Source organism: Labrenzia sp. R5_0 (assembly GCF_017743835.1).
GTDB classification, from domain to species: domain Bacteria; phylum Pseudomonadota; class Alphaproteobacteria; order Rhizobiales; family Stappiaceae; genus Roseibium; species Roseibium algicola.
In genome coordinates, this window is the sequence record NZ_JAGHRK010000002.1 from 361,090 (window position 1) to 384,249 (window position 23,160).

Below are 23,160 nucleotides of genomic sequence, written 5' to 3' on the forward strand. Positions count from 1 at the left end.
CTGACACGCCAGGAACCTTGAAAAACAAGACAGCAGAAAGACCAGATATGCAGGCATCGATGGCAGGATGGGGCAGCGGGCTCCTGGGCGTCCTCATTTTCAGTGGCTCCCTGCCGGCAACTCGGGTTGCGCTCAGTGGTTTCAACCCGATGTTCCTGACGTCCGCCCGTGCCGTTGTCGCGGCGCTCCTTGGCATTGCCTTGCTGCTACTGTTGCGGCAGGCCCGGCCGGAGCGGCGCGACGTGATCTCGTTGCTGATTGTTGCAGCCGGCGTCGTCGTCGGCTTTCCGCTGCTGACGGCGCTTGCCCTGCAACATGTCACTGCGGCCCATTCGATTGTCTTCATTGGCCTTCTGCCCCTGGCAACCGCCCTGTTCGGCATGTTGCGCGGGATGGAGCGCCCAAAGCCCCTGTTCTGGGTATTCTCCTGTACAGGCAGCGCGGCTGTTGGCGCCTATGCGCTGTCACAAAGTGCAGACCTTTCACTCAAGGGCGATCTCCTGATGCTGGCGGCGGTCATTGTCTGCGGCTTCGGTTATGCAGAAGGTGGCGCCCTCTCCCGCCGTCTTGGTGGCTGGCAGGTCATTTCCTGGGCGCTTGCCCTTTCGCTTCCCGTCATGGGTACGCTTGCACTGCTGACATGGCCGGACAGTTTGACAGGCATCGAAATGCCCGCCTGGGTCGGGCTCGGCTATGTCTCGATTTTCTCGATGCTTGTGGGCTTCATCTTCTGGTACCGGGGCCTCGCCATCGGCGGCATTGCAGGTGTTGGCCAGTTGCAACTGCTGCAGCCCTTCTTCGGGCTGATGCTGGCCAGCCTGCTGCTGCACGAACCGGTGTCTTCAACCATGCTCCTCGTCACCACCCTGGTGGTGGGCTGCGTTGCCGGTGCCAAGCGCTTCGCCTGAAGCCTCTTCTTTCCGGCCCGCCGCACACGTCTTGCCCAACCCGAATTCGCTTCCGCCCCCCGGAGAATTTTGCAATATGGTTCCGTATCGTGAAATTGCCTCCGCTGGGGCGTACCGGCGGATTTCGGCTGAATTGACTTAAAGGAAAAATGACATGGGTTTCTTTGATTTCGTGAAGGATGCGGGCAAGAAGCTGTTCGGCGATGACGAAGCGCCGGAAGCAAGCGCTGGAGCCATCGAAAAGGAAGTTGCCGACCTCGGTCTCGATGGCGACGTCAAGGTTGAAGTCAGCGGCGACACCGTCAAGATCGCAGGCGCCGCCCCAACCCAGGAAGCCCGTGAAAAACTGATCCTTGCCGTCGGCAACGTGCTTGGCATTTCTAAGGTCGAGGAAGAAATCACCGTCGAGAGCAGCGAACCGGAAGCCAAGTTCCACACGGTGGTCAAGGGCGATACGCTCTGGAAGGTTGCCGAGGCGGCCTATGGCAACGGCGCAAAGTACCAGGCGATCTTTGAAGCCAACAAGCCGATGCTGTCCGATCCGGACAAGATCTATCCGGGTCAGGTGCTGCGCATCCCCGCGCTCTAAGACCGAATTTCCGCAAGCCACGGCGTCCCCGTGGCTTGCCTCCTTTTCCCGCCGTTACCCGTTGCGCTCCATGTCCGCCCGCGGGGCTGGCACCGCTCAGAACCTCTCTCCAGGTATATTTTCCGAGACGCCCGGTCCCCATTCGTCTGGGGCAATCTTGCAGCTGCGCCCTCGACTTTTCCGCTTTTCAAATGGCAGTACAAAACTGCCGAATAGAAATCTGAGTATTTTTTTCAAGTTTTTTACAAACCAGCCTCGACACCACCCGTAAAATTATGATTATAAAGCTCAAGTTTTCTCATTCAGTGGATTTGGGGCGGTTTTCGGATGGTGCGCCGGCTGAGCCACAGGCTTGTCCAATCGGTAATACTGCTGTTCCTGGTGTCCGTTGCCGGCTTCGCCCTGTTGCGCCTGTTGCCGGGGGATTTTGCTGAAGTACTGCTGTTGTCCCAGATGGACGGCACCTTGCCGGATGCGGCTGCGGTCGAGCGATTTTCAGCCGAAAACGGCTTTGACGATCCCCTGCCCGTTCAATACCTGCGCTGGCTTGGCAATGTGCTGACAGGGGATCTCGGCACTTCCTTCGTTACCGGAGAAAGCGTTTCCGCCGATATCCTGCTGCGGATACGCCAGTCACTGATCCTGGCACTGCTGTCGATCGGCCTTGCCCTTGTCCTTGCAGTGCCGATCGGCTGTTTTTGTGCCTATCACGCCGGCGGCCTTGCGGATCGTCTATTGGCGGCGGCAAGCGTTGCCGGCCTGTCCATTCCCAATTTCTGGTACGCGCTGCTGCTGGCGCTTCTGTTCTCGCTTACGCTCGGCTGGCTGCCGAGCTCGGGCCACGGCACGATTGCACATGCGGTGCTGCCGACGCTGGTCATCGCGACCACCATGACCGGCGTGATTGCGCGCTTCGTGCGGGCCAGGCTCTTGGACGAGTTCCACCATGCCTACATCCGCACGGCCAAGGCCAAGGGCCTCAGCCAGACTCGGATCCTGCTGCATCACGCCCTGCCCAACATCCTGCCTTCGCTCCTGACCCTGACCGGGCTGCAATTTGCCCGCGCCTTTGACGGCATGATCATCGTGGAAACGATCTTCGCCTGGCCGGGGATCGGCAGCCTGCTGGTCGCTTCGCTGCTGAACCGTGACTACCCGCTGATACAGATCTGCTTCCTGGTGATCGCCTGCGGCTACATCATCATCAATCTCCTGGTCGATTACCTGGTGACGCTGGCTGACCCGCGCGTTCAGGAGGCGATCTGAATGGCAAGATCCCGACGCCTGTTTCAGACAAGACCTGATGCACAGAGCCGAGAAACGCGTGCAGGACTGCTGGCCCTTCTCATACTTCTGATCGTGCTGGCACCGCTCGCAGCGCCCAACCCGCCAGACCAGATAGACATCCTGAACCGTCTTGCACCTCCGGGATGGCAGCATTTTCTGGGCACCGACCAGATGGGCCGCGACGTCTTTTCCCGCCTCCTTTACGCCGGCCGCCTCACAACCGGCGCGGCCCTGCTTGTGGTGCTGGCGTCCGCGCTCACCGGCACGCTGCTCGGCTGCATCGCCGGCTATCTCGGCGGCTGGCCGGATCAGCTTCTGATGCGCTTTTGCGAGGGACTTTCTGTCCTGCCAGCACTGGCGATTGCCATGATCATCGCCGGTGTCATGGGGCTTGGCCTTGCCGTCGTGCTTCTGGCGCTCACCGCCGTGCACTGGACCGAATATGCCCGGCTGGTGCGCAACATGATCCTGGTGGAACGGGCCAAACTTTATGTGCAGGCGGCTGAAGCGCTCGGTTCGTCACGCAAACGCATTGTCCATCGCCATCTGCTGCCGAACATTACGGCGCCTCTCCTGACCATGGCCGCCTATTCGCTCTCCTGGGTCATCCTCGCCTTTGCCGGGCTCAGCTTCCTTGGCCTTGGCGTGGAACCTGGAACAGCCGAATGGGGCCGGATGATCGCTGATGCGCGCAACCACATGCGCAGCCATCCGCATCTCGTCCTCGCCCCGGGCCTGACGATCACCGCCTTCGTCATGCTGGTGAACCTGCTGGGCGACGGCATCGGCGATCGGATGCGCGCCCGCCACACCAACCTTTTGACCCTTCGAAAAACAATTCTCAAACCAAGGAGCTGATCCTCATGATCTCCCGCAGAACCCTGGGCCGTCTTGCCGTTTCCGTGGCAACGGCCGCCATGCTGAGCCTGCCGCACATGCCGGCGCAGGCCGAAGGCAGTTCAACACTGACCGTTGCCACCATGTGGGAAGCCCTGCCGCTGTCGATGAAACCGCGCCGCAGCCGGTTCTTCAACGAAAGCGAGATACTGGACACTCTGGTAAAACTCGATTTCGACATGAAACTTGTTCCCGGTCTTGCCACGTCCTGGGAACGCGTTTCCCCCAATGTCTGGCGCTTCCAACTGCGTGACGGCGTCACCTTCCATGACGGCAGCGCTTTCGACGCGGAGGCCGCAAAGTTCTCGCTGGAGCGAGTGATCGCGTTGCTGCCCTATGCATCCGACCTGCTCAACATCAAGGAAATCCGCGCCGTTTCCAGCCTTGAACTGGAAATCGAGACCAACGAACCTTTCACAGCCCTGCCAAACCAGCTGACCGACGCCATCACCGTCATCTACGCCAAGGCCTCGTTCGACGAGAACGGCGAGTTCGTGAAGCCTGTCGGCACCGGTCCCTGGGTGTTCAAGGAGTACCAGAAGCAGGACCGCACCACCGTTGTATGCAACGATGACTATTGGGGCGAAGCACCCAAGCTGGAAGAAATCGTCTACCGCTACATCCCGGACCACAATGCCCGCGCGCTGGCGCTGGAAACCGGCGAGGTCGACTTCGTCGTCCACCTGTTGCCTTCCGATGTGGAACGCATGAAGGCCGACGAGAAATTCGAAGTCTATGCCGAGCCGAGTGCAGGTCTTTATTACGGCGCTTTCAATGCCGGCGAAAACAGCGTGCTGCATGATCCGAAGGTCCGCCAGGCGGTCAACCTGATGGTTGACCGGGAAATCCTGGTCAAAGGGGCGCTCGACGGCATCGGCAAGCCGGCCTGGACTTTCTTTCCGCCGGAATTCCCGTGGGCCGCACCAGAGCTTTCAGCCTATTCCTTCAACCCGGAAAAAGCAGCCGGGCTTCTGACCGAGGCCGGTTACGAGAAAGACGGCACCACCTGGCAGAAGGACGGCGAGCCTTTGAGCCTGCGTATCCTCAGCTATTCCAGCCGCGCCGAAATGGCCACGATCAGCGAGACAATGGCCGCGCTTCTGCAGCAGCAGGGCATTGCCACGAAGCTGGAAATGTACACCTGGGAAGGCATGCTCGATCTCGTCAAGCAGAGCGACTATGACCTTTCCGTCGTCTTCTGGACCCCGGAAATGACCGGTCATCCGGATCTGCACCTGAAGTCGCAGTTCCATTCCAAGGCGGGCCTCAACTACCAGAACTGGGCGAACTCGGAATTCGACGCGCTTGTCGACAAGGGCCGCACGCTGGAAGAAGGTCCGGAAGCTCTGGAAACCTACGCCAAGGCACAGGAAATCCTGCAGACCGACGCGCCGATTATCCCGCTGGTTCACAAGATCTATGTAGCTGCCTCTAGCGAGAACGTCAGTGGCTACAAGGTCCATCCCTCCGGCTTCTTCTACAATTTCAAGGCCGTCAGCAAACAGTAACTGCGCCTGACCTTTGCCCGGACGGTTATCCGTCCGGGCCTTTCCGGGAGACCCGAATGGCATCCTGCCTTTTTCTGAAACCGATCAAGGGCGCTGGCAACGACCTGCCCGATGTTGGCGATTATGTGCCCGACATCGACGTGATCGGCCATTACGACCTCGAAACCGCCGACCTGTCGCGCTATCCCGCACTCTGCCTGCCGGCCCATCTCGACCAGCGATTTTTCGGCAGCCTGACAGCGAAGATCGAACAGTTTCTGGATGCTGGCGGCACGCTGGTATTCAACGGCCATGTTGCCTGGCCAATGCTGCCCGAATTCCAGCCTTTCGTTCCCCTGAACCGCTTCTCGCTGGAAGACCTGCAAATCCACCGGTTGACCGACCACCCGGTGTTCGAAGGCGTTTCAACCGAGGAATTGACCTATCGACGGGGCGTTGCCGGCTTCTACGCCCGCGGTTTCAACCCGCCGCCGGAAGGTGCTGTTAGCCTCCACGGTGTCGGTCCGGACCGCCTGCCCTGCGACTGGGTCTATGAGCGCCCGTCCGGCGGCCGCATCTTCATGCATGCCGGTAATGATCTTTGGATGTACGTCGGCTCCAGCGACACAACGGCGCGCATTGCCCCGCAGCTCTGCGCCTGGGCCAGCGGAAAAGGACCCCAGCAATGACCACGCTCGCAGTGCTCGACGCCGGCACCTACTACCATCATCGCACCATTTACGAGCCACGCTACCGCGACTATTTCGACGAGATCATCTACACGCGCGACCTGCCGGAAGCAGATCTGTCCGGCGTCGACACCCTGCTTGTTTCCTGCCGCACCGACCCTTCGGTGCTGCGCCCCCGGCGCGAACAGATCGCCGACTTTCTGGCAAGCGGCAAGACCGTTGTCGCCATGGGCTCCACCGGCCATCCGGACTGGTTGCCCAATGTGAACTGGACGGACACACCGACCAATTTCTGGTGGTGGAAGGAAGGCGGCGAGATCGGCCTGAAGTTGGCAACGCCCGACCATCCCCTCTTCAACCAGCTCTCCCTGGCCGACGTCACGTGGCACTATCATGGTTATTTCCAGGTGCCAGACGGGGCGCAGTCGCTGGTCGATGTCGGAGATCTCGGCTCGATCTTTTACGAGGACACGGTTTCCACCCCCGGCCGCCTGCTGATCACGTCCCTCGACCCGATGTACCATCACGGCAGCCACTTCATGCCGGCGACAACCCGGTTTCTGGACGGGTTCCTGCCGTATCTGAAAGGGACTACCGCAGAGCTTGCGAAAACGACATAGGCCTCCTGCGCGCAGCCCGTTCCGCTGCGTTCCCGATGCGCTTCAAGTGAAGCGGCATTGTCAGAATTCGTCATGATTGTTCAGAATTGGTAGGTGGAACCAGCCAGTCGATCCCCGGTATTTACGAATATGTTGAGCGGCACTCACCTGTGTCGACGAAGTACATCAGGAACATACCGAGGAGTGGCGGCAGAGAAATTGGTTTCCGGCAATACCCAAGTCGCAGCTGGAAAAGACCATTCTCGTCCCCCCCACACGCAGATCCTGCGCTTAGACCGCCTCTCTTTTCCTGACGCTCTGACGATGGCTCTTGTGTCCCACGCCGCTCTGGCCGGCGACGCACTGCCAACTGGCGGTGCGTTCGCTGCCGGCACGGGCCGTGCGTGGAGCTCTCACCTCGTCACAGGGTAAGCACCCGTTCCGCACCACCCTGTCTCGTCAGCGGATATGGCCAGCCCTAGTCTGCCAAACCTTCGCGCGCCAGGGCATCGCGGACAGCCTGCCGCCCTGCAACGTCATCGGAATGTCGTTGCAAGGCTGGCCAATCCGCAATCGAAAGCTTCTGATCTTCAAGCCAACGGCAAACCGTAAACAGATAGGCGTCGGACAGCGAAAAGGCTGGGCCCGTCAGGTATCTGTGCTTTTGGAGATGTCGCTCAATCACATTCAGCCGCAGCGACAAGTGCGCGCGGCCTGGGGACAGAAATGCCTCCGGCGTCTTCGGGCGAAACAGCGGGCTGAAGCTTTTGTGAACCTCGGTTGCAATGTAATTCAGCCATTCCAGGGCTCTCAGGCGCTCCAGTGCAGCGTCCGGCAACAGGTGCGCCTCGGGACGGATCATGTCGATATATTGCAGGATCACGGGGACTTCGGTCAGAAGTTGGCGCTCCTTCAGTTCGAGTGCCGGAACGTACCCTTTGGGATTGATCAGGCGAAAGTCGTCCCCTTCTTCAGTCCGTCGTGATTTGTAATCGACTTTTATCAATCGAAATTCCAGACCGGCCTCACGCAGAGCGATATGCGGTGCCAGCGAGCAGGCTCCCGGCATGAAATAGAGTTTCATTCCGATTGCCCCCCAGCTCCCATGTCAGGAATGCCATCCAGCAGGACCAGCGCAACGTCATAAGCCTGGCCGTTCGCTTCCTCCATCCTGTGTCCCAAGCCATGCAGGTCAGCAGCCAGGAACTGATCGCCGGGTGAAAGCAGCCGCGTGTCTCCATCGCTCGTTTCAATGCGGACCAAGCCACCGAGAACGGTTCCAAGAACAGGTACAGGCGCGCAATGCCATTCGTCCTTGTAACCGGGGGGGTGATGCATCATGAGAACGCCGGTTGCATCCATGGTTTCGGTGACACTGTAGCCCTTTGGCGAAGGCGGCGTGAAATCACCCTCCGAAAGCGTCCAGAACTCATCCGAAAAATGGGAGCCGCCGTTTGCGCGTGAGCAGATTTTGACGAATTTCATTCTCTTGGTTCCTGTTCGAAACGTGTTGCACCCGAGGCAGCCCGGGTTACCGACATGCCGGGCTTGCACCGGCCCCGGGCAGCTACATCAAGCGGTTGCATTTGCAGGGACGGACCGTCCATTGTCGGCATGAACCTTCCGCGCTCCGTGGTCGTCAGAAGGCACGCCACGCGTCGTATCAGCGGCGATCCCGGCGGCAATCCTGTTGGCTGCGATCCCGGCGGCATCAAAGTAACCAGTGAAAATCGGCTTGAACCCGGTGAACCAGAGACCGGAATTTTCCGGATCACGCTCGCCCATCGGGTAGTGCGGCACTCCATTGGTGTCGAGCACGCCGAGATGTCCCAGCAGCGGTTCCAGCCCCGTGCGATAGCCCGTTGCCGCGATGACAACGTCGGGTGCGCAGCTTGAACCATCCGTGAGGATGACGTTGTCCCCCTCGAAGCGGTCAACACCGGGAACCACCCGGAACCGCCCGGCCTTCAAGGCGGCCACAAATCCGTCATCGATCGCAAAGGTGACACCGTCCCGCAAAAGCCGGGTTCCGCCCCCTTCTGGATGGGTGGACAGCCCGTATCGGCGAAGATTGCCAAGAAAAACCCGCTCGGTCAGCCGAAAGGCCGGATCCAGGACCCAGGCCGGAAGGGCCGCGAAAACCCGGGCCAGTCGGTGCAGCGGAAACCCGAAGATGCGCTGCGGTACGACTGCAGGCCCATATCGGACAGACACGATGACCTCTGCCGGACCGTGCCGCGCGAGATGGTTGAGCGCATCCGTGCCCGAATTCCCGGCGCCAACGACCAGAACGCACTTCCCATCGAAGCGGGACACATCACCGAGGTTCGCCGTGTGCAGCAACTCGCCCGAAAACTGGTCGCGCCCCGGCCAGTCCGGAATGTGCGCAATGTTTTCGCGGCCCGTCGCGATTACCAGATTGTCTGCCTGATAGTCACCGGTCGCGGTGGAGACGTGCCACCCGTCTGGCGTACGGGCGACACTGGTTACCTTGCCACTGTATCGGACATGTTTGTCCAGTCCCGCTTCATAGGCTTCAAGAAATTCCACTACGGTGTCACGCTTCAGAAAGACGCCATCGGTCTTGGGCGCCTTCTGGCCGGGCAGGCTGGCAAACTTGCGGTGTATGTTGAGCCGAAGCGCCGGATGCCGCGCCCGCCAGGGTTCAGCAACCCGGTCCCGTGCTTCCAGCACGGTGACCGGCAGGCCACAATCGGAAAGAGAGCGTGCCACGGCAAGACCCGAAAGTCCTGCTCCGATGACAAGCGTGTTGCTGTATTGTTGGGACTTCATGATCAGTCCTTTCGGTGTCTTCTCAGCAAATGCTGAGGAAATTCAGGGTCACGCAGATGTGCGTATTGTTCGAGACCCAAATCCTGCAGGAGATGGTCCGAAAGCCGCGAGAGGTCTCCGAAATTCCGGCGAAAGCGTCGTTGTTCGCGCGCTTCTCTGATCCGTTGCCAAAAGCTCTTCACGCGACTTGAGACAGTCCTGTGCACCCCGTCGACGAACGGCAATATCATCGTCATGTCATGTGTCCTTGTCGGTGCCCGGTCAGATCCGGGCTATGAAATACGCGTTGATGGGATCGTGCGGCAGCCGGTGGGTTTCGACCGATGCGAAGCCGGTTTCGGCAAGGTACTCTTCGGCCGTCTCCACTCCCCACATCGCCCCCAACCCCGGACCACCCTGGCCGATGGAGACGGGTGTGCAGTGCATGCTCGAGATCGTGTACAAGAGCGGCGCGAAGGGATTTGCTATGTTCTTTTCAAGATCGCGCGACCCACCGATATCCTGCATCAGGAAGACGCCGCCCGGCCGCATTGACTGCCGCACGAGCCGCAGAAACGCCTTGGGATCCGCCTGGTCGTGAACCGCATCGAAGGCGGTCACCAGATCGAACCGGCCCAACTCGATTGCGGCCGACAGATCACGCGCTTCGAAGTGCAGGTTCTCCAGACCCTTGGTTCTGGCTTCAGCGGCCGTCTCTGCGAAAGCGTCCTCGCAAAGATCGAAACCGTGAAAGCGACTGTTTGGATAAACGCTCGCCAGCGCCATCATCGCCAGACCTCGGCCGCAGCCGAAATCGGCCACGTCGATGCCGTCCTCCAACCGTTGGATCAGGCCCGGGACCACCGGCAGGATAGCGCTCACAAGGTTGGCGACGACCAACTGCGCACTGTCCTCGGCCATCACCTCGTGAAAGCGATCAAAATGGTGGTAACAAAGGCCCTCGCCACTGCGGAACCGCTCCAGTAGTTCGTTTTCGATGGACGCCGCGATGCTGATGAACTGGGTCGTGACGGCCATGTTGTCCGGGCTGGCGCTACGGGTCAGAAACGCGGCATGCTCCGGAGGCAACGTGTAGCTTCTCGCCCGCGGGTCATAGTCGACGACACCCGCCGTCACCATCACGCCGAGCCATTCACGCAGGTAGCGTTCGTTGACAACGGCCTTCTGCGAAAGCATCTGCGAATTGAGGCCGGGGTTGGCACCAAGCGCATCGAACAGTCCTGCGCGGTGCCCGAGAGAGGTCATGATCGCGAGTGCCGCTTCGTTCAGCGTACCGACAAAGCGTTCGGCGAAGGCTTCGGCTTTCGCTTCGTTGAATGCAAGATTTGGGTTCTGGTAGGTCATCCGATGCTCCTGAAGTGGTAATGTGCAGCACGATCTGCCGCTGTCCTGACCATGGAGATGGACCAAATTCGCCAAGCGCGTTAGAAGCGAAAAAGAATGAAACGGTGATAATCAGACTAAAGTTGAGGGGTTTTGTGCAATATGAGCTTGAACACGACCGTTATAGGAACACGCTTGACCGGAACGTCCGTGCTGTTCTCGATCCTTGACGTGCTGGCCTCCGTGGGCCGCGATTGGGAAATGTTGCACGGCTTGCCTGCGCAATCGCCGGTGTTTCAGGTCAGCCTCAGAACCCTCGATGGCGCACCTTATTGGGACGTGAACGGGCGCAAGATCACACCTGACGGGATGCTGACCGAAGCGCCGGAACCCGACTTGATTATCGTGTCCGATTTGCACCTCGACCCAAATGGCCACCTGCCGGAAGAGTTTAACCCGGTCGCGGACTGGCTCAGTGAAGCCTACGCACGCGGCGCGATTGTCACCTCCGTCTGCTCTGGCTCGATCCTTCTGGGTGCAGCAGGATTGTTGGACGGCAAGGAAGCGACGACGCATTGGGGCTATGCGGATATGCTTGGACGAAACTTCCCGAAGGTGAAGGTTTGCCGTGAACGCATTCTCGTCGCGGCAGGGGACGGTCACCAGGTGGTCACCGCCGGTGGTGCCTCGGCGTGGGCTGATCTCATGTTGTATCTGATCGGACGGTTCGCCGGAACAGAAGAAGCCCGCAGGATCGCGAAGATCTATTTGATCGATCCACATGACCAGGGCCAACTGACATACGCATCCCTTGCCTCCGGGCGACAACATGATGACCAGCTGATTGCAGAGGCGCAGGTCTGGGCCGCACGAAATTACCACAGATCAAGTCCCGTAACCGCCATGGCGGTAATGGCCCAAATGACCGAGCGCGGGTTTCTGCGCCGCTTCAGGAAGGCGACCGGACAGGCGCCAGCCGACTATGTGCAGACTTTGCGTGTCGAGGAAGCCAAACAGCTGCTGGAGACGACGGCGATGTCGATCGAAGAAATTTCAGCCGAGATCGGATACACCGAACCCTCGAGTTTCCGATCGGCATTCCGAAAGCGCGTCGGAACCTCGGCGTCTGCTTATCGAAAGAAATGGCAAACGTTGGTTCCGGTTTCATCCTGAGTTTGGTCCCCATCCCTTACGAGCTGGGCCACCAGGTTTGCATCGCCGTCTCTGCTGTTCCAGGCAACTGCCGTTCATGCGCATCGCAGCACGTGGCGAAAATAGGCAAAGCAGTCTTTCGCTGCGAAGAACACCAACGGTCTGTCTGGCCTGGGAACCGGTTGTCAGGCGGCCTGCGGCAGCAGGCAGGCGGAGGGGTTGAACGACAGCTAGCCGTTCGGCCACCAGCTGAAGCTGCGCGACGACACCAGATTCCTGATTGCCATCCGGGCCGCCGTCTTGCTGACCGTCAAGGCTAGCCGCTTTGTTTGACAAATCATCAAATATTGACGTTACGGAAGTTATCGAATAAGTTGTAGATATAAGATTTATATCGTTTTTAAATATGGAGTTCGAGATGACGTGGAATATGCACACGTTTTTTGCAGTACTCTTTACCGCGACGATCGCCTTCACGACCATGTCTACGGTTCCGGTTGAAGCCTGCAACCCGAGATATCAGCGCTGTTAGTACAGCTGGTCTGGAGCCTTGTCCGTTTCAAAGGTTCGGCACGTTCAAGGCTTTCTCGAACTGGTGAGGTAAGGCGTGTCGTTCTGGTCGGGAAAAAAAGAGTCGCTCAATCAAAGCCTGGTGGAGATCACCTTCAGAGCGGTGCTCTCCGGCCTTGTGATAGTTTTTTTCGCGCAATTCCTGATCGCCAGGGTCGACAACCAAATCGAAGTCGCGTCGAAACGCGATGCGCTGAACACCTTCAGGAACAGCCATTTATCCAAGCTGACCACGCGGTTTTCAGACGCTTTTCTGGCCCTTGATTGTACGCGAAGCGTTAGCACCCTTTCGACGAATACATGCAAAAGCGATATCGCGACCTTCCTGACGGAGTTGAATACGATTTTCCTGGAACTAAAGGCGATCTACCCGACTTCCGGGTTCCCGAAATTGGTCGAGCTGCAAGACCAGGCAGAACTGATGTACTCAACACCGTCGCAAGTGACCCAGCAGAACATAGACGGCTTCGCAGCCACCTTTGGAGCATCGCTGCACGAGATGGCGCAGAACTTCAGATAAGAAAGGATGCCTGATCATGAAATGTATGTTTCACAGCTTGCTTTTTATCTGCTCAATTTCTGTCGCATGCGCTCAGGACCCGACCGGCGATATCCCCGAAGGAGCACGCTGGGTCGTTGGCGGCACATTCGCGCTGTCCAAAATTGGCGACAACGAGCTCAGAGGCAGCAAGAGTTATTCGGGCGCGGAAAAGGAGGCAAACAGACTTGCGACTTTCCTGCCCGGAATGACGATCATGTTCAATCTTGAAAGAAGCACGGTACCGGGACGATCGGAGTACCTTGAGGGTACGACACACTACGGGATCCCCGTAGCGGTTCTGGCCCGCGACATATCGGCAAACGACTTTGGAAACCGCGACACGACAGATGTGGTCACGCATCAATCCTATACGGGATGCCGGGATCTTGCCTGTACGCTGGAGGCTGAAGTCGGCATTGGCTATTCCTTCAAGATTGAAGAAGAAGACGATGAAAGGCTTGTTCTGTACAACCCGCAATCGGAACTGCGGATCATACACACTCTGGACGCTTTTGATCAGAATGAAGCGCGGGGATATTCCACACGCGTCAAGGACAGAGTGCACCCGCGCCTGAAGGTTCACGACGGATATGCTTCAGAGATTTCAACCGGCTGCGGGCTGACACGCCCGGTTCAACCGCTGATCAAGGTGCCAAAAGATCAATACGATACTCTGCCTCTGACCTGGGAGGTCAACAGCCTGAACTGGTCGTTGAAAGCGCTGGAGCTGTTTGATGTCGGCAAGGTCGAGTTGAACGCGGAAGGTACGCACTACGTCGGACGGCTGAATTCCGAGCTCGGGGTCGGTACCGAGTCCGATGAGGGTCCCGTGGCGCTTGACTTCACTGTCTTTGCCTATCGCGATTCCGAATGGACAAATCCGGACTTCTACAAATTTGGCGGGTTGGCGCAGACCGTTACCTGCCGCAAACGCAACCCGATCGCCGGTCAACCACTGCCGCGCTACGTCAAGAACGCCTTTCTCTATTTCGACATTCAGGAAGGCGAGCAACCCCAGGACTTTCCGCTGGACCCTGTCCAGTTGCCTGACCAGTTCAAGGACAACAAGGAACTACAGGACGAATTGCGAACCTATCTGCCCCGCGCCTTTTTCTACAGCGTGAACAATGCAAGGCAGTACAAAGAGCTGTTTGAATACATCGTGGAGGACACAAACATCGCCTTTCCGTCGGCAGTTGCCAACGTGATCGCGCGGCTGAACGCCACCTGCGGACCTCAGAGCCGTGCCGAATGCGCAGATATCGTGGATCGTGTCGGCGCTTTGAGAAACGACTAGCAAGACATACCGCCGCAAGATTTTCACCTGGATCGTTCTGAAGGTCACGGCAATCGATGCCGAAGTGCATCTAGAACCAGTTTGAAGACGGGAAGGTTCTGTCGCCGGGTCGGGTAGTAGAGAAAGTAACCGTCGAAATACGGAGACCAGTCGTCGAGAAGCAATCTCAGATCACCAGACTCAACGTGTGGATCTGCAAGACTGTTCGGAACAAAGGCGACCCCCAAGCCATTTAGCACGGCGTCCATCATGGCGTAGGAATTGTTGAAGGTGAGTTGGCCGTCAACACGAACATTCACTTCCTGCCCCTCCTTCTCGAACTCCCAGGCATAAAGTCCGCCACGTGTTTCGTGCCGCATGTTGATGCAGTCATGATCGAGCAGATCACGCGGATGTTCCGGGCTTTTCCGCGACGCCAGATAAGCGGGAGAAGCCACGGCGACCATGCGCCAGTCAGGGCCGATGCGCGCGGCAATCATGTCTCTCTCCACACTTTCGCCCAAGCGCACTCCAGCATCAAAACCGTCCTCCACGATATTGCGAAAACCACTATCCAGACTGAACTCGATCCTGATGTCGGGATGGCGGTGAAGGAACGGCTTCAGCTTTGGCCAGACGACCGTTTGAAACGCGTGATCAGAAAGCGTCAGCCGGATTGATCCGGACGGCTTTTCACGCAAGGCCAGCAGTGCTGCAACTTCGTCCTCGATCTCTTCCAGTCGCGGCGCGACGGTTGCCAGCAGACGTTCGCCGGCGGGTGTGGTCGCTACATTGCGCGTCGTGCGGTTCAAGAGGCGCAGACCCAGGTTGGTCTCCAACCGCTTGATGGTGTGGCTCAATGTCGATTGCGCCACGCCAATCCTTGCGGCGGCGTTGGTAAAGCTCCGCTCTTCCGCAACGATGCGGAACCACATCAGATCATTGAAATCGGTTTTTGACATGGCGGCATCATTAATCGACCTGATCGATTAGTCCATGCCGCTTGTGACAGCTAATCACATAGACCGTTCGTCTCTATCTTCCCGGCAATACAAGAGACCGGAGAACCTAAATTGAGCGATGCGAGTGTCACCACGTCCCAAAGCCAGCCTCTTGCAGCCTGGGGTGCGGTCCTGTCCATGGCGCTTTGTGTCGCCATGCTGATCGCGTCGGAATTCATGCCGGTCAGCCTCCTGACGCTGATGGCGGAAGGACTGGGCTCGAGTGAAGGCCAGACGGGTCAGGCGATTTCGATTAGCGGATTATTCGCCGTTGGTGCGAGTTTGCTGATCACGACCACCGCGGGCCGCTTGAACCGCAAATGGGTGATGGTCGCATTGACCGGGCTGATGTTGATATCGCTGGTGATGGTTGCCATGGCACAGAGCTTTGCTGCGCTGATGTTCGCCCGCGCCCTTTTGGGTATCTGCATCGGTGGTTTCTGGGCCCTGGCAACTGCTGTCGTCATGCGGCTGGTTCCCGAAGCAGACGTTCCGCGTGCACTTTCGCTGATGTATGGAGGACAGGCAATCGCCGCGGCCTTCGCAGCCCCGCTTGGCAGCTACCTGGGAGATTTCATCGGCTGGCGTAACGTCTTCTGGTCGCTGACACCCGCCGTCGCAATCAACCTGATCTGGCAACTGGTAGCGCTTCCTTCATTGCCTGCGCGCCGCAGTCGGAGTTTTGGAGCCCTGGTCGCGGTGTTGCGCCGCCGCTATTTCCTACGCGGCATCTTAGCGGCGATGCTGTCCTGGGGCGCAGCCTTCACCATGTTCACCTACCTGCGCCCGTACCTGGAACAGGTAACGCGGGTCGATGTGACCGCTTTGTCGATCCTTCTTCTGTTGCTGGGGGGCGCGGGCTTTGTGGGAACCTGGGCGGCGGGTCGTTTCATCGCGGGTAACGTGGCGCGGCAATTGAAGTACCCGGCACTTATCATGGGTACAGTTACATTTGGCCTCCTGTTCACGGGAGGCTCGTCACTTCTGACCGGAATTCTGCTCTTCGTCTGGGGCGCGATGAACACCGCCATGTCTGTCATCTTCATGACCTGGATGGCGCAGAACGTCGATGACGCCCCGGAAGAGGGCGGCAGCCTGATGGTAGCCTCGATCCAGGCCTCGATCCTGCTGGGCGCAGTCGTCGGTGGGGCGTTGCTGGACAGCTGGTCGATCACCGCAACCTTCGCCGGCAGCGTCATCCTGTCCGTCGCTGCCGTCGCCGTGATTGGCAACGGTCATCTCCTGCTCAAGCCCCAATCGGAAAAGCAATGAACCAACCGGAGAAAAAATGACCGACAAATCCAATGAACTGACCACCGGCACGACGCTCGGTCGTCGTGCCATGCTGAAGATGACTGGCGCGGGTGTCGCCGCCATCGGCATGGCTTCAGCAATCAACATTTCAATAGCAAGGGCACAGACCATGACAGAAGTTTGGGACAAGACCTTCCCGCAAAGCGACCGTGTCGATCATGAAAAGGTTCGCTTTACCAACCGATACGGCATCACCCTGACCGGTGATCTCTATTTACCCAAGGACCGTGCAAAGAGCGGCCTGCCAGCCCTGGCCATCAGCGGCCCGTTTGGCGCCGTCAAGGAGCAGTCCTCAGGCCTCTACGCTCAGACCATGGCCGAGCGTGGCTTCGTAACCTTGGCCTTCGATCCTTCTTACACCGGTGAGAGCGGCGGCGAACCGCGCAACGTCGCCTCGCCCGACATCAATACCGAAGATTTCATGGCAGCGGTCGATTACCTTGGCCTGCATGGTTCAGTGGACCGCGAGCGGATCGGTGTTATCGGCATCTGCGGCTGGGGCGGCATGGCTCTGAATGCCGTCGCGGCTGACAAGCGTGTCAAGGCAGTCGTGGCCAGCACCATGTATGACATGACCCGTGTCATGTCCAAGGGCTACAATGACAGCGTGACCGCTGAACAGCGTGCGGCAACGCTGGAACAATTGAGCCGCCAGCGTTGGGAAGATGCTGAAAACGGTGTCCCGACAATGCAGCCGGCATACAACGAGCTACATGGTGGCGAGGCGCAGTTCATGGTCGATTACCACGACTATTACATGACATCGCGCGGCTACCATGAACGTGCGGTCAATTCCGGTAACTCCTGGACAATCACGACGCCGCTGTCCTTCATGAACATGCCGATCCTCAGCTATATCGCAGAGATCGCGCCGCGTCCGGTCCTGTTCATCCACGGCGAGAATGCCCATTCGCGCTATTTCAGCGAAACCGCCTATGAAGCAGCAGCCGAACCGAAGGAGCTGCTGATCGTTCCTGGAGCTAACCACACGGATCTCTACGACAAGGTGGATGTAATTCCCTTTGACCGGATCGAGACCTTTTTTGAACAGGCACTCGCCTGATAGAGGGTCTGCCTCGCCACGGAATATCCGGGCGGGGCAGATCTGTGCCTTGTGCTGACATTCATCATCATCGCTGGTTCAGATTTTCAAGCTCTAACAGGTCCTTTTTTGCTCAGGACTTGCAGGTCAACTCCGGGCTGGTATTGCCGCTGCCTCCAGCACCGACAAATGTCAGCTACGCCATGGCTGAACCCGCAAGCAGGCAACCCGCTCCCGAGTCTTTTCAGCATCGCCCCTCGTCATACCCTTGCCGCCCCTGTACCCTACCCTTCATCCTCTAAACGGGATGATCCGGTAACGCCCACCACGGGAGGCGGTCGTGATTCAGCTTGCTTCGGTTTTTGCAAAGCCTCTTTTGGGGAAACTTGGTGTCGGTGATGAGGCCAGGGAGCGGTTTGTGGCATTACAGAAGGCCGTGACGGGGGAAACGGGCACGGCCTGGATTCCGCTGTCCCGACCTTCCGCAACACTCGATTTTTCCACGCACCGGCAGATGGCGTCCGACATCCACAACACCGGTGAAATCGGCCCGGAAAAGGAACCGGTCACCTGGAAGGAGTTCGTCTGGACGTCGGACCAGACTATCAAGGACTGTGTCCTGCACAAGATCTCCTGGCGGTTCTACGAGAACGGCCTGATTTGCCTGGAGGTTTGTGGCAGCAAGGATGCGGTCGGGCTGGATGGCAGTGACCTGATCGGCCACCGGCTGGAGCTGCGCGACGACACCGGTTTTCTGATCGGCATCTGGGCCGCTGCCTTCCTGATCGTCAAGGACACCGAGCGGCGCAGTTTCCAGACGTCGACCGAGGATGACCACAAGCTGTTGAAACTGCATTTCGGCAAGCTGGCCGAACAGCAGACCGGCATCGCTTTCCGCATCTGATACCGCCAGAAACTCGACCGGTCTGTCCCGCCAAACGCTTCCTCAGGCTGGGATCAGCGTTTCGGCGATGGCCCTTGCGGTTCTGGAGGCAGCCGGCATGCCGCGCACCTGTGCGGTGGCGATGGCGCCTTCCTTCAAAAGGGCAAGCTGTTCGGCAAGGGCTGCCGGGTCTTCGGCGCCGGCCTGACGACACAGAGGCTCAAGGTAATCGACGATCCGCTGTTTGTGCTCGGCCGCCGTGCGGTGGATCGGGTGCTGGTGGTCGCCGAATTCGCTCGCCGCGTTGATGAAGGCGCAGCCGTTGAAGCCGAGCCCCTTGAAGGCACGGCCGTTGAACCAGTCCTCCAGCGCGTCGAACATGGCCAGAAGCCGCTCTCGCGGCCGTGGCGAGGCTTTTTCCATTTCGCCCATCAGCCAGTTGCGGAACTGCTCGTCCCGGCGGTTGAGCGCGGCCAGAATAAGCTCCTCCTTCGAGCGGAAGTGCTTGTAAAGCGTCATCTTGGCCACCCCCGCCTCGGCGAGGATCTTGTCTATTCCGGTCGCATTGAACCCGCGGGTGTAGAACAGCCTGAGCGCTGTATCCACGAGCTCGTCTCGGCGTGATTGCACCATCATCTCCATATACAGACAGGTTTGTCTACTCTACTATCCTGTTCGCCCCCTTCTCGTCCATCCTCACACGAGGTTATCACGGCTTATTGACATATAGACAGACCTGTCTGTATAAATTCCTTAACGTCACGTTTTCGATCAGGAAGGCGGTAGTCATGTCCGGAAGTCAGATCGCGGTTCACATTCATGCAGACACCGGCATTTGTTCCGGGAACCGGTCTCACTGGAACTACGTGGCTCTTGCCAGCGGGTCTGTATCCGGTGCGCGCTCTGAACTGGCGCAAGGTCAAGCCCCTTTCCCGACGTACCGTGCAGCAAGAGGGGTCTGACGATGGCGAGTGTCATTGCCTCCTTTGCGCACACCATGGCCGCTACCGCAGGACTGACCATGACCAGCGACGGCAAGCTGGTCGCAGCAGATGGAACCGTGCGCCATAAGGTGCGCACCGAGGACGGCCGCATACCGGACACAGCCCACTTCGAGCTGCTCGACTGGATACGCAGCTGGTATCCGGATGAAACAGGTCTGGTATTTGCCTATGCGCAGAATATCAAACCGGACGATCTCGGCGTTCTGGGCCTTGCCATCAAAACCGCGCCCACTCTTCGCACCACACTGCAATTGATCGAGCGCTACTTCCGGCTGGTGACCGACACCGCAGTATATTGCCTGGAGGAAGACGGGCCACTTGCCGTCTTCTCCATTGCAGGGCAGACCTCCCCTCAACCGATCCTGCATCTTCGCAACGAATGCGCCCTTGCAGGTTTTGCTCATAATCTGGCGTCTCAAGTCGGTCCGCGCCTGAAAATTGAGGCCATCACCTTTCGCCATCCCTGCCGGGGCGATGCAGAGCGCTACGCGGCGTTTTTCGGCTGTCCGGTCCGCTTCGGTGAAGCGCAAGACGCAATTATAATGACCCAGCCGATGCTGGACCTGCCAAACCGGCTTGGAGATCAAGGCGTCTGCACTTTCCTGACCGATCATCTGGAGACGGAAATCGACGCCCTGCCAGCCGGCAGCGCGTTGACGCGCGATCTTCTGAACCGCCTGACGAAAACGCTCAGCAGCGGCGTACCTTCCGCGGCAGCCGTCGCGCGTGATCTCGGCATGAGCGAGCGCACCCTCTATCGCCGCCTGGCGGAAGAAGGGCTGACCTACCGCGACATGCTGCGCGAGGCACAGACGAAGCTGGCCCGGGAGCTGCTGGCAGGCAGCAGCTGTTCCATTGCCGAAATTGCCTTTCTGACCGGCTTCTCCGAACAGAGCACCTTCACCCGTGCGTTCAAGCGCTGGGTCGGCCAGCCACCGGCGCAATTCCGGCAACACAGCGCGACCGTCTGAGAACACACCCGCCCGACGCACTGGCTCACGGCAACGGTCGCGGCCAGATCTGGCAAAACCCGAAACATTCGCAAATCCCGGAAGAGCCCGGCCAAACATGGCCGGGCTCAACCTGTTTTGCTGCCTTCTGGCAGGTCAGAACAGGCTTGGCAGATAGGGCCAAAACAGTGGCAGACCCGGCCGATACCAAGAAGGCACTCCTCGCGTATTCAAAAGTCACCGAACGACGGAGCGGTCATCACCGGGCACTTTCCCGCAGCGCTCCAGGGCTTTTGAGACAAGGAGCGCCACATGATTATCGAACAGATCACGGCCCGCAGTCCGGCCAGGCATGACCATGTACCTTCGACGTTTCCGGCAGCGTTGACGCATTCGGACAACCTGACCGACAGCAACGCGTATGGCCGGACGCTTTCCATCGTCGCCCACGACCTGCGCGGTCCCCTTGCCAACCTCTCGCTGTTGATCGAGCACATTGCCCAATGCGCAACCTGGGAAGGTCAGCCCGCCATTGCGGATAACGCCGCAAAGGCCGACCGTATCCTCCAGCACCTGACCGGCAGTCTCAGCGCCCTGGTCAAGCGCGGCAAGGAGGGACGGGATCCGCTCTCCTGTGTGATGCGGCCAGTTGATCTGGCCGAGGTTCTGGCGCTGGCGGTCGCCGTCAACCAACCGCTGGCTCGCCGCCATGCGGTCAGTCTGGAAATCGTGTCCCTATCCCCCTGTCTGATCTCAGGCGATGCGGAGCTTTTGTTCGAAGCCTTCGACAATCTCATCGGCAACGCAGTGCGCCACAGTCCGGACGACGGCACCGTTCTTTGCGCTATCTCCCGGGAAGATGACGGTAATATCTCCGTACGTATCAGCGACCAGGGTCAGGGCTTCACCGCTGCCGATCTTGCCCGGGCCTTCCGTCCCTTCACCCAGCTTTCGGCAAAGGCCGCCCGGCCTGGGCCGTCCTCGGGACTTGGCCTCTGGATCGCCCGGCTGATCGCCGAACGCCACGGCGGCAAGATTGCGGCTCAGAACGGAGGCGGAAGCAGCAATAGAGGCGCGGTTCTGACCGTGCGCCTGCCGGCCTTACCGGCAAATGATGCGAAACCGGCTTCAGTCCGCCGGAAGGTTCCCGAACGTGCCAGCAAGGCACCGGACCGCGCAACTATCTGACCTCAGCTTTCTAACCTCAGCTTTCTGGCACCGGCATGCCGGTGCCGCCCCCATGGAGCGCGGCCAATTCCGACGCCAACCCGGCCCTGCGCCGGGAACAGGAGAGCCGTGCCTTCAGGCACCCGGTGATCGGCCGCGAACCTGACAGCGTTTCAAGTTGATGCGCTGCCCATCCCAAACCCTGTCCAACACAAGCAATGGAGACTTCATATGGACAACGAACATGACAAGACCTGCGCCTGCTGCGTAACACCGGAAACGGTTGATCACGCCCGCCGCCGCCTGCTTGCCGGGGCAGCCGGTGCGGCAACCGTGGGTGCCGTCGCCATGGCCACCGGTTCCGCCACCGCCGCAACAGAAGAAGCCCGTGCGCTCTATGCCGATCCGGAAAAACCGGGCCTGCCGCAGATCGACATGGAAATCGAAGCCGGCCGCACCGCGCTTGTCGTCACCGATCCGCAGATCGACTTCCTGTCCGAAGACGGCGTCACCTGGGGTGTCGTTGGCGAAAGCGTCACCGAGCAAGGCACCGTCGACAACATCGAACGCCTGTTCAAGGCGGCCAAGGCTGCCGCGATGCCGGTGTTCATCTCACCCCACTACTATTATCCGCACGACCACAAGTGGCAGTTCGAAGGCACCTTGGAAAAGACCATGCATTCCATCGGCATGTTCGATCGCCCGGGCCCGCTCTCCCTGGAGAATTTCGAAGGGTCCGGCGCCGACTGGATGCCGCAGTACAAGAAATACATCGAGGACGGCGAAACCGTCATCTGCTCACCGCACAAGGTCTACAGCCCGGCGCAGAACGATCTGAACCTACAGCTGCGCAAGCGCGGGATCGACAAGGTGATCCTGGCCGGCATGTCCGCAAACCTGTGCACGCAGGCCCATCTCTACGAGCTTCTGGAACTCGGCTTCGAAGTGGCCGTGGTTCGCGATGCGACCGCAGGCGCCAAGGTGCCCGAGGGCGACGGCTACCTCGCCGCCATCATCAATTTCCGCATGGTCGCCAACGGCGTCTGGTGGACCGACGACACAGTCGAACGCATCGCCCGTTCCGCCTGACCGCCAGCTCTCTCCTTAAAACCGACTAACCCAACCCAAGACTGGATCAAACCAATGAAACTCAAATTCGCCCTTCCGGCCCTGGCCGCAGCCCTTGTTCTGTCCACCGCCGCCCTTGCTGCGGACGAATACAACGTTGCCAACGGCCTCACTCTCAACGGCAATCCGCTCGGTATGCATGGCATCGACCCTGTTTCCATGTTCGCAGGCACAACCCCGGGCCTTGGCGATGCGGTCCACACCTCAAGCCATGATGGTGTCGACTATTATTTCGCCACGGCCGAAACCAAGGAGCAGTTCGACGCTGCTCCGGAAAGCTTCCTGCCGCAGTTCGGCGGCTTTTGCGCCTTCGGCATCTATGTCGGCAAGAAACTCGATGGCGACGTCCGCTTTGCCGATATCGTCGACGGCAAGCTCTATCTCTTCGTCAACGCTGTCATCTTCGACAAGTACCTGGAGCAGAAGGACGAGGTTCTCGCCGGCGCTTACGCCAAGTGGCCGGAAATCCGCGAGACAGCCATTGGCGATCTCTGATCACCCATGAAGCCAAACAGGGACGAGCCCCGACCGGGGGCTCGTCTGCCGTTTTGGTGGTCGAC

The 23,160-nt window shown here is 59.2% G+C and carries 24 protein-coding genes; 17 read left to right on the plus strand and 7 right to left on the minus strand.

Translation table 11 applies throughout. The annotated features are described in order from the left end of the window. The first annotated feature begins 47 nt into the window (after positions 1-47). The 7 genes from J7447_RS10505 to J7447_RS10535 all read left to right on the plus strand — a co-directional run bounded on the left by J7447_RS10505 (position 48) and on the right by J7447_RS10535 (position 6,477). A complete protein-coding gene (locus J7447_RS10505; protein ID WP_075283798.1) occupies positions 48-908 on the plus strand; it encodes a DMT family transporter in 861 nt (286 codons plus the stop codon). A 154-nt stretch (positions 909-1,062) separates the two neighbouring features. After that, positions 1,063-1,497, plus strand: a complete 435-nt coding sequence (gene lysM / locus J7447_RS10510) for a peptidoglycan-binding protein LysM (protein ID WP_023000769.1) — start codon at positions 1,063-1,065, stop codon at positions 1,495-1,497. Between the two features lie 327 nt (positions 1,498-1,824). Then, positions 1,825-2,763: an ABC transporter permease gene (locus tag J7447_RS10515; RefSeq protein ID WP_168684300.1), complete on the plus strand. Its 939-nt coding sequence runs from the start codon at positions 1,825-1,827 to the stop codon at positions 2,761-2,763. Next, a complete protein-coding gene (locus tag J7447_RS10520) occupies positions 2,764-3,642 on the plus strand; it encodes an ABC transporter permease (RefSeq protein ID WP_209169571.1) in 879 nt (292 codons plus the stop codon). Positions 3,643-3,647: 5 nt separating this feature from the next. Next, a complete protein-coding gene (locus J7447_RS10525) occupies positions 3,648-5,189 on the plus strand; it encodes an ABC transporter substrate-binding protein (RefSeq protein WP_209169572.1) in 1,542 nt (513 codons plus the stop codon). Positions 5,190-5,245: 56 nt separating this feature from the next. After that, positions 5,246-5,857 carry a hypothetical protein gene (locus tag J7447_RS10530; protein ID WP_075283771.1) on the plus strand — a complete coding sequence of 204 codons (612 nt, stop codon included), beginning with the start codon at positions 5,246-5,248 and terminating at the stop codon, positions 5,855-5,857. Further along, positions 5,854-6,477, plus strand: a complete 624-nt coding sequence (locus tag J7447_RS10535) for a hypothetical protein (protein WP_075283772.1) — start codon at positions 5,854-5,856, stop codon at positions 6,475-6,477. Before J7447_RS10530 ends, J7447_RS10535 begins: the two co-directional genes overlap by 4 nt. 457 nt (positions 6,478-6,934) lie before the next feature. Here J7447_RS10535 and gstA read toward each other — a convergent pair whose 3' ends face one another. The 4 genes from gstA to J7447_RS10555 all read right to left on the minus strand — a co-directional run bounded on the left by gstA (position 6,935) and on the right by J7447_RS10555 (position 10,593). Beyond that, positions 6,935-7,540 carry a glutathione transferase GstA gene (gstA, locus tag J7447_RS10540; protein WP_209169573.1) on the minus strand — a complete coding sequence of 202 codons (606 nt, stop codon included), beginning with the start codon at positions 7,538-7,540 and terminating at the stop codon, positions 6,935-6,937. Beyond that, on the minus strand, positions 7,537-7,941 hold the full coding sequence (locus tag J7447_RS10545; protein ID WP_209169574.1) for a hypothetical protein: 405 nt from the start codon (positions 7,939-7,941) through the stop codon (positions 7,537-7,539). The genes gstA and J7447_RS10545 overlap by 4 nt, the downstream gene beginning before the upstream one ends. Before the next feature lie 87 nt (positions 7,942-8,028). Further along, positions 8,029-9,249, minus strand: a complete 1,221-nt coding sequence (locus J7447_RS10550; RefSeq protein WP_209169575.1) for an NAD(P)/FAD-dependent oxidoreductase — start codon at positions 9,247-9,249, stop codon at positions 8,029-8,031. Between the two features lie 261 nt (positions 9,250-9,510). Next, entirely contained in the window at positions 9,511-10,593 is a 1,083-nt protein-coding gene (locus J7447_RS10555) for a methyltransferase domain-containing protein (RefSeq protein WP_209169576.1), read from the minus strand. A 174-nt stretch (positions 10,594-10,767) separates the two neighbouring features. Here J7447_RS10555 and J7447_RS10560 point away from each other — a divergent pair, with 174 nt between their 5' ends. Then, positions 10,768-11,745, plus strand: coding sequence for a helix-turn-helix domain-containing protein (locus tag J7447_RS10560; protein WP_209169577.1), 978 nt, complete (start codon positions 10,768-10,770; stop codon positions 11,743-11,745). Here the strand turns inward: J7447_RS10560 and J7447_RS10565 are convergent. Beyond that, positions 11,737-12,207, minus strand: a complete 471-nt coding sequence (locus J7447_RS10565; RefSeq protein WP_209169578.1) for a hypothetical protein — start codon at positions 12,205-12,207, stop codon at positions 11,737-11,739. The genes J7447_RS10560 and J7447_RS10565 overlap by 9 nt on opposite strands. 124 nt (positions 12,208-12,331) lie before the next feature. Between J7447_RS10565 and J7447_RS10570 the strand changes: the two genes are divergently transcribed. Next, positions 12,332-12,814, plus strand: a complete 483-nt coding sequence (locus J7447_RS10570) for a hypothetical protein (protein ID WP_055655204.1) — start codon at positions 12,332-12,334, stop codon at positions 12,812-12,814. Positions 12,815-13,049: 235 nt separating this feature from the next. Further along, a complete protein-coding gene (locus tag J7447_RS10575) occupies positions 13,050-14,132 on the plus strand; it encodes a hypothetical protein (RefSeq protein ID WP_209169579.1) in 1,083 nt (360 codons plus the stop codon). A gap of 44 nt (positions 14,133-14,176) precedes the next feature. Here J7447_RS10575 and J7447_RS10580 read toward each other — a convergent pair whose 3' ends face one another. Continuing rightward, positions 14,177-15,073 (minus strand): LysR family transcriptional regulator, encoded by an 897-nt coding sequence (locus J7447_RS10580; RefSeq protein ID WP_209169580.1) that lies wholly within the window; start codon positions 15,071-15,073, stop codon positions 14,177-14,179. A 111-nt stretch (positions 15,074-15,184) separates the two neighbouring features. On the opposite strand from J7447_RS10580, the gene J7447_RS10585 reads away from it, so the two are divergent. From J7447_RS10585 to J7447_RS10595, 3 genes are all read left to right on the plus strand, one after another. Next, complete coding sequence (locus tag J7447_RS10585; RefSeq protein ID WP_209169581.1) at positions 15,185-16,384, plus strand: MFS transporter; 1,200 nt, start codon at positions 15,185-15,187, stop codon at positions 16,382-16,384. Positions 16,385-16,400: 16 nt separating this feature from the next. Next, complete coding sequence (locus tag J7447_RS10590) at positions 16,401-17,489, plus strand: alpha/beta hydrolase (protein WP_209169582.1); 1,089 nt, start codon at positions 16,401-16,403, stop codon at positions 17,487-17,489. A gap of 397 nt (positions 17,490-17,886) precedes the next feature. Further along, the gene (locus J7447_RS10595; RefSeq protein ID WP_208984206.1) at positions 17,887-18,372 is read left to right on the plus strand and encodes a hypothetical protein; all 486 of its coding nucleotides are present in this window, start codon (positions 17,887-17,889) and stop codon (positions 18,370-18,372) included. A gap of 42 nt (positions 18,373-18,414) precedes the next feature. On the opposite strand, the gene J7447_RS10600 is transcribed toward J7447_RS10595, so the two are convergent. Continuing rightward, positions 18,415-18,984, minus strand: coding sequence for a TetR/AcrR family transcriptional regulator (locus J7447_RS10600; protein WP_031269198.1), 570 nt, complete (start codon positions 18,982-18,984; stop codon positions 18,415-18,417). 331 nt (positions 18,985-19,315) lie between these two features. Here J7447_RS10600 and J7447_RS10605 point away from each other — a divergent pair, with 331 nt between their 5' ends. The 4 genes from J7447_RS10605 (at position 19,316) to J7447_RS10620 (ending at position 23,095) form a co-directional block, all read left to right on the plus strand. Then, positions 19,316-20,326 (plus strand): AraC family transcriptional regulator, encoded by a 1,011-nt coding sequence (locus J7447_RS10605; RefSeq protein WP_209169583.1) that lies wholly within the window; start codon positions 19,316-19,318, stop codon positions 20,324-20,326. A 291-nt stretch (positions 20,327-20,617) separates the two neighbouring features. Further along, positions 20,618-21,493 carry a HAMP domain-containing sensor histidine kinase gene (locus J7447_RS10610; RefSeq protein WP_209169584.1) on the plus strand — a complete coding sequence of 292 codons (876 nt, stop codon included), beginning with the start codon at positions 20,618-20,620 and terminating at the stop codon, positions 21,491-21,493. A 210-nt stretch (positions 21,494-21,703) separates the two neighbouring features. Continuing rightward, the gene (locus J7447_RS10615) at positions 21,704-22,561 is read left to right on the plus strand and encodes a cysteine hydrolase (protein ID WP_286189113.1); all 858 of its coding nucleotides are present in this window, start codon (positions 21,704-21,706) and stop codon (positions 22,559-22,561) included. A 54-nt stretch (positions 22,562-22,615) separates the two neighbouring features. Beyond that, complete coding sequence (locus J7447_RS10620) at positions 22,616-23,095, plus strand: YHS domain-containing (seleno)protein (RefSeq protein WP_209169585.1); 480 nt, start codon at positions 22,616-22,618, stop codon at positions 23,093-23,095. Positions 23,096-23,160: the final 65 nt, after the last annotated feature.

Bases quoted from the DNA above. Each gene is read 5' to 3' on its own strand.
- J7447_RS10600 (WP_031269198.1), bottom strand. From the start codon at position 18,984: ATGGTGCAATCACGCCGAGACGAGCTCGTGGATACAGCGCTCAGGCTG.
- J7447_RS10530 (WP_075283771.1), top strand. From the start codon at position 5,246: ATGGCATCCTGCCTTTTTCTGAAACCGATCAAGGGCGCTGGCAACGAC.
- J7447_RS10580 (WP_209169580.1), bottom strand. From the start codon at position 15,073: ATGTCAAAAACCGATTTCAATGATCTGATGTGGTTCCGCATCGTTGCG.
- J7447_RS10605 (WP_209169583.1), top strand. From the start codon at position 19,316: ATGGCGAGTGTCATTGCCTCCTTTGCGCACACCATGGCCGCTACCGCA.
- J7447_RS10615 (WP_286189113.1), top strand. From the start codon at position 21,704: ATGGACAACGAACATGACAAGACCTGCGCCTGCTGCGTAACACCGGAA.
- J7447_RS10610 (WP_209169584.1), top strand. From the start codon at position 20,618: ATGATTATCGAACAGATCACGGCCCGCAGTCCGGCCAGGCATGACCAT.
- J7447_RS10520 (WP_209169571.1), top strand. From the start codon at position 2,764: ATGGCAAGATCCCGACGCCTGTTTCAGACAAGACCTGATGCACAGAGC.
- gstA (WP_209169573.1), bottom strand. From the start codon at position 7,540: ATGAAACTCTATTTCATGCCGGGAGCCTGCTCGCTGGCACCGCATATC.
- J7447_RS10590 (WP_209169582.1), top strand. From the start codon at position 16,401: ATGACCGACAAATCCAATGAACTGACCACCGGCACGACGCTCGGTCGT.
- J7447_RS10535 (WP_075283772.1), top strand. From the start codon at position 5,854: ATGACCACGCTCGCAGTGCTCGACGCCGGCACCTACTACCATCATCGC.
- J7447_RS10550 (WP_209169575.1), bottom strand. From the start codon at position 9,249: ATGAAGTCCCAACAATACAGCAACACGCTTGTCATCGGAGCAGGACTT.
- J7447_RS10545 (WP_209169574.1), bottom strand. From the start codon at position 7,941: ATGAAATTCGTCAAAATCTGCTCACGCGCAAACGGCGGCTCCCATTTT.
- J7447_RS10525 (WP_209169572.1), top strand. From the start codon at position 3,648: ATGATCTCCCGCAGAACCCTGGGCCGTCTTGCCGTTTCCGTGGCAACG.
- J7447_RS10620 (WP_209169585.1), top strand. From the start codon at position 22,616: ATGAAACTCAAATTCGCCCTTCCGGCCCTGGCCGCAGCCCTTGTTCTG.
- lysM (WP_023000769.1), top strand. From the start codon at position 1,063: ATGGGTTTCTTTGATTTCGTGAAGGATGCGGGCAAGAAGCTGTTCGGC.
- J7447_RS10565 (WP_209169578.1), bottom strand. From the start codon at position 12,207: ATGGTCGTGAAGGCGATCGTCGCGGTAAAGAGTACTGCAAAAAACGTG.
- J7447_RS10555 (WP_209169576.1), bottom strand. From the start codon at position 10,593: ATGACCTACCAGAACCCAAATCTTGCATTCAACGAAGCGAAAGCCGAA.
- J7447_RS10505 (WP_075283798.1), top strand. From the start codon at position 48: ATGCAGGCATCGATGGCAGGATGGGGCAGCGGGCTCCTGGGCGTCCTC.
- J7447_RS10515 (WP_168684300.1), top strand. From the start codon at position 1,825: ATGGTGCGCCGGCTGAGCCACAGGCTTGTCCAATCGGTAATACTGCTG.
- J7447_RS10575 (WP_209169579.1), top strand. From the start codon at position 13,050: ATGTTCAATCTTGAAAGAAGCACGGTACCGGGACGATCGGAGTACCTT.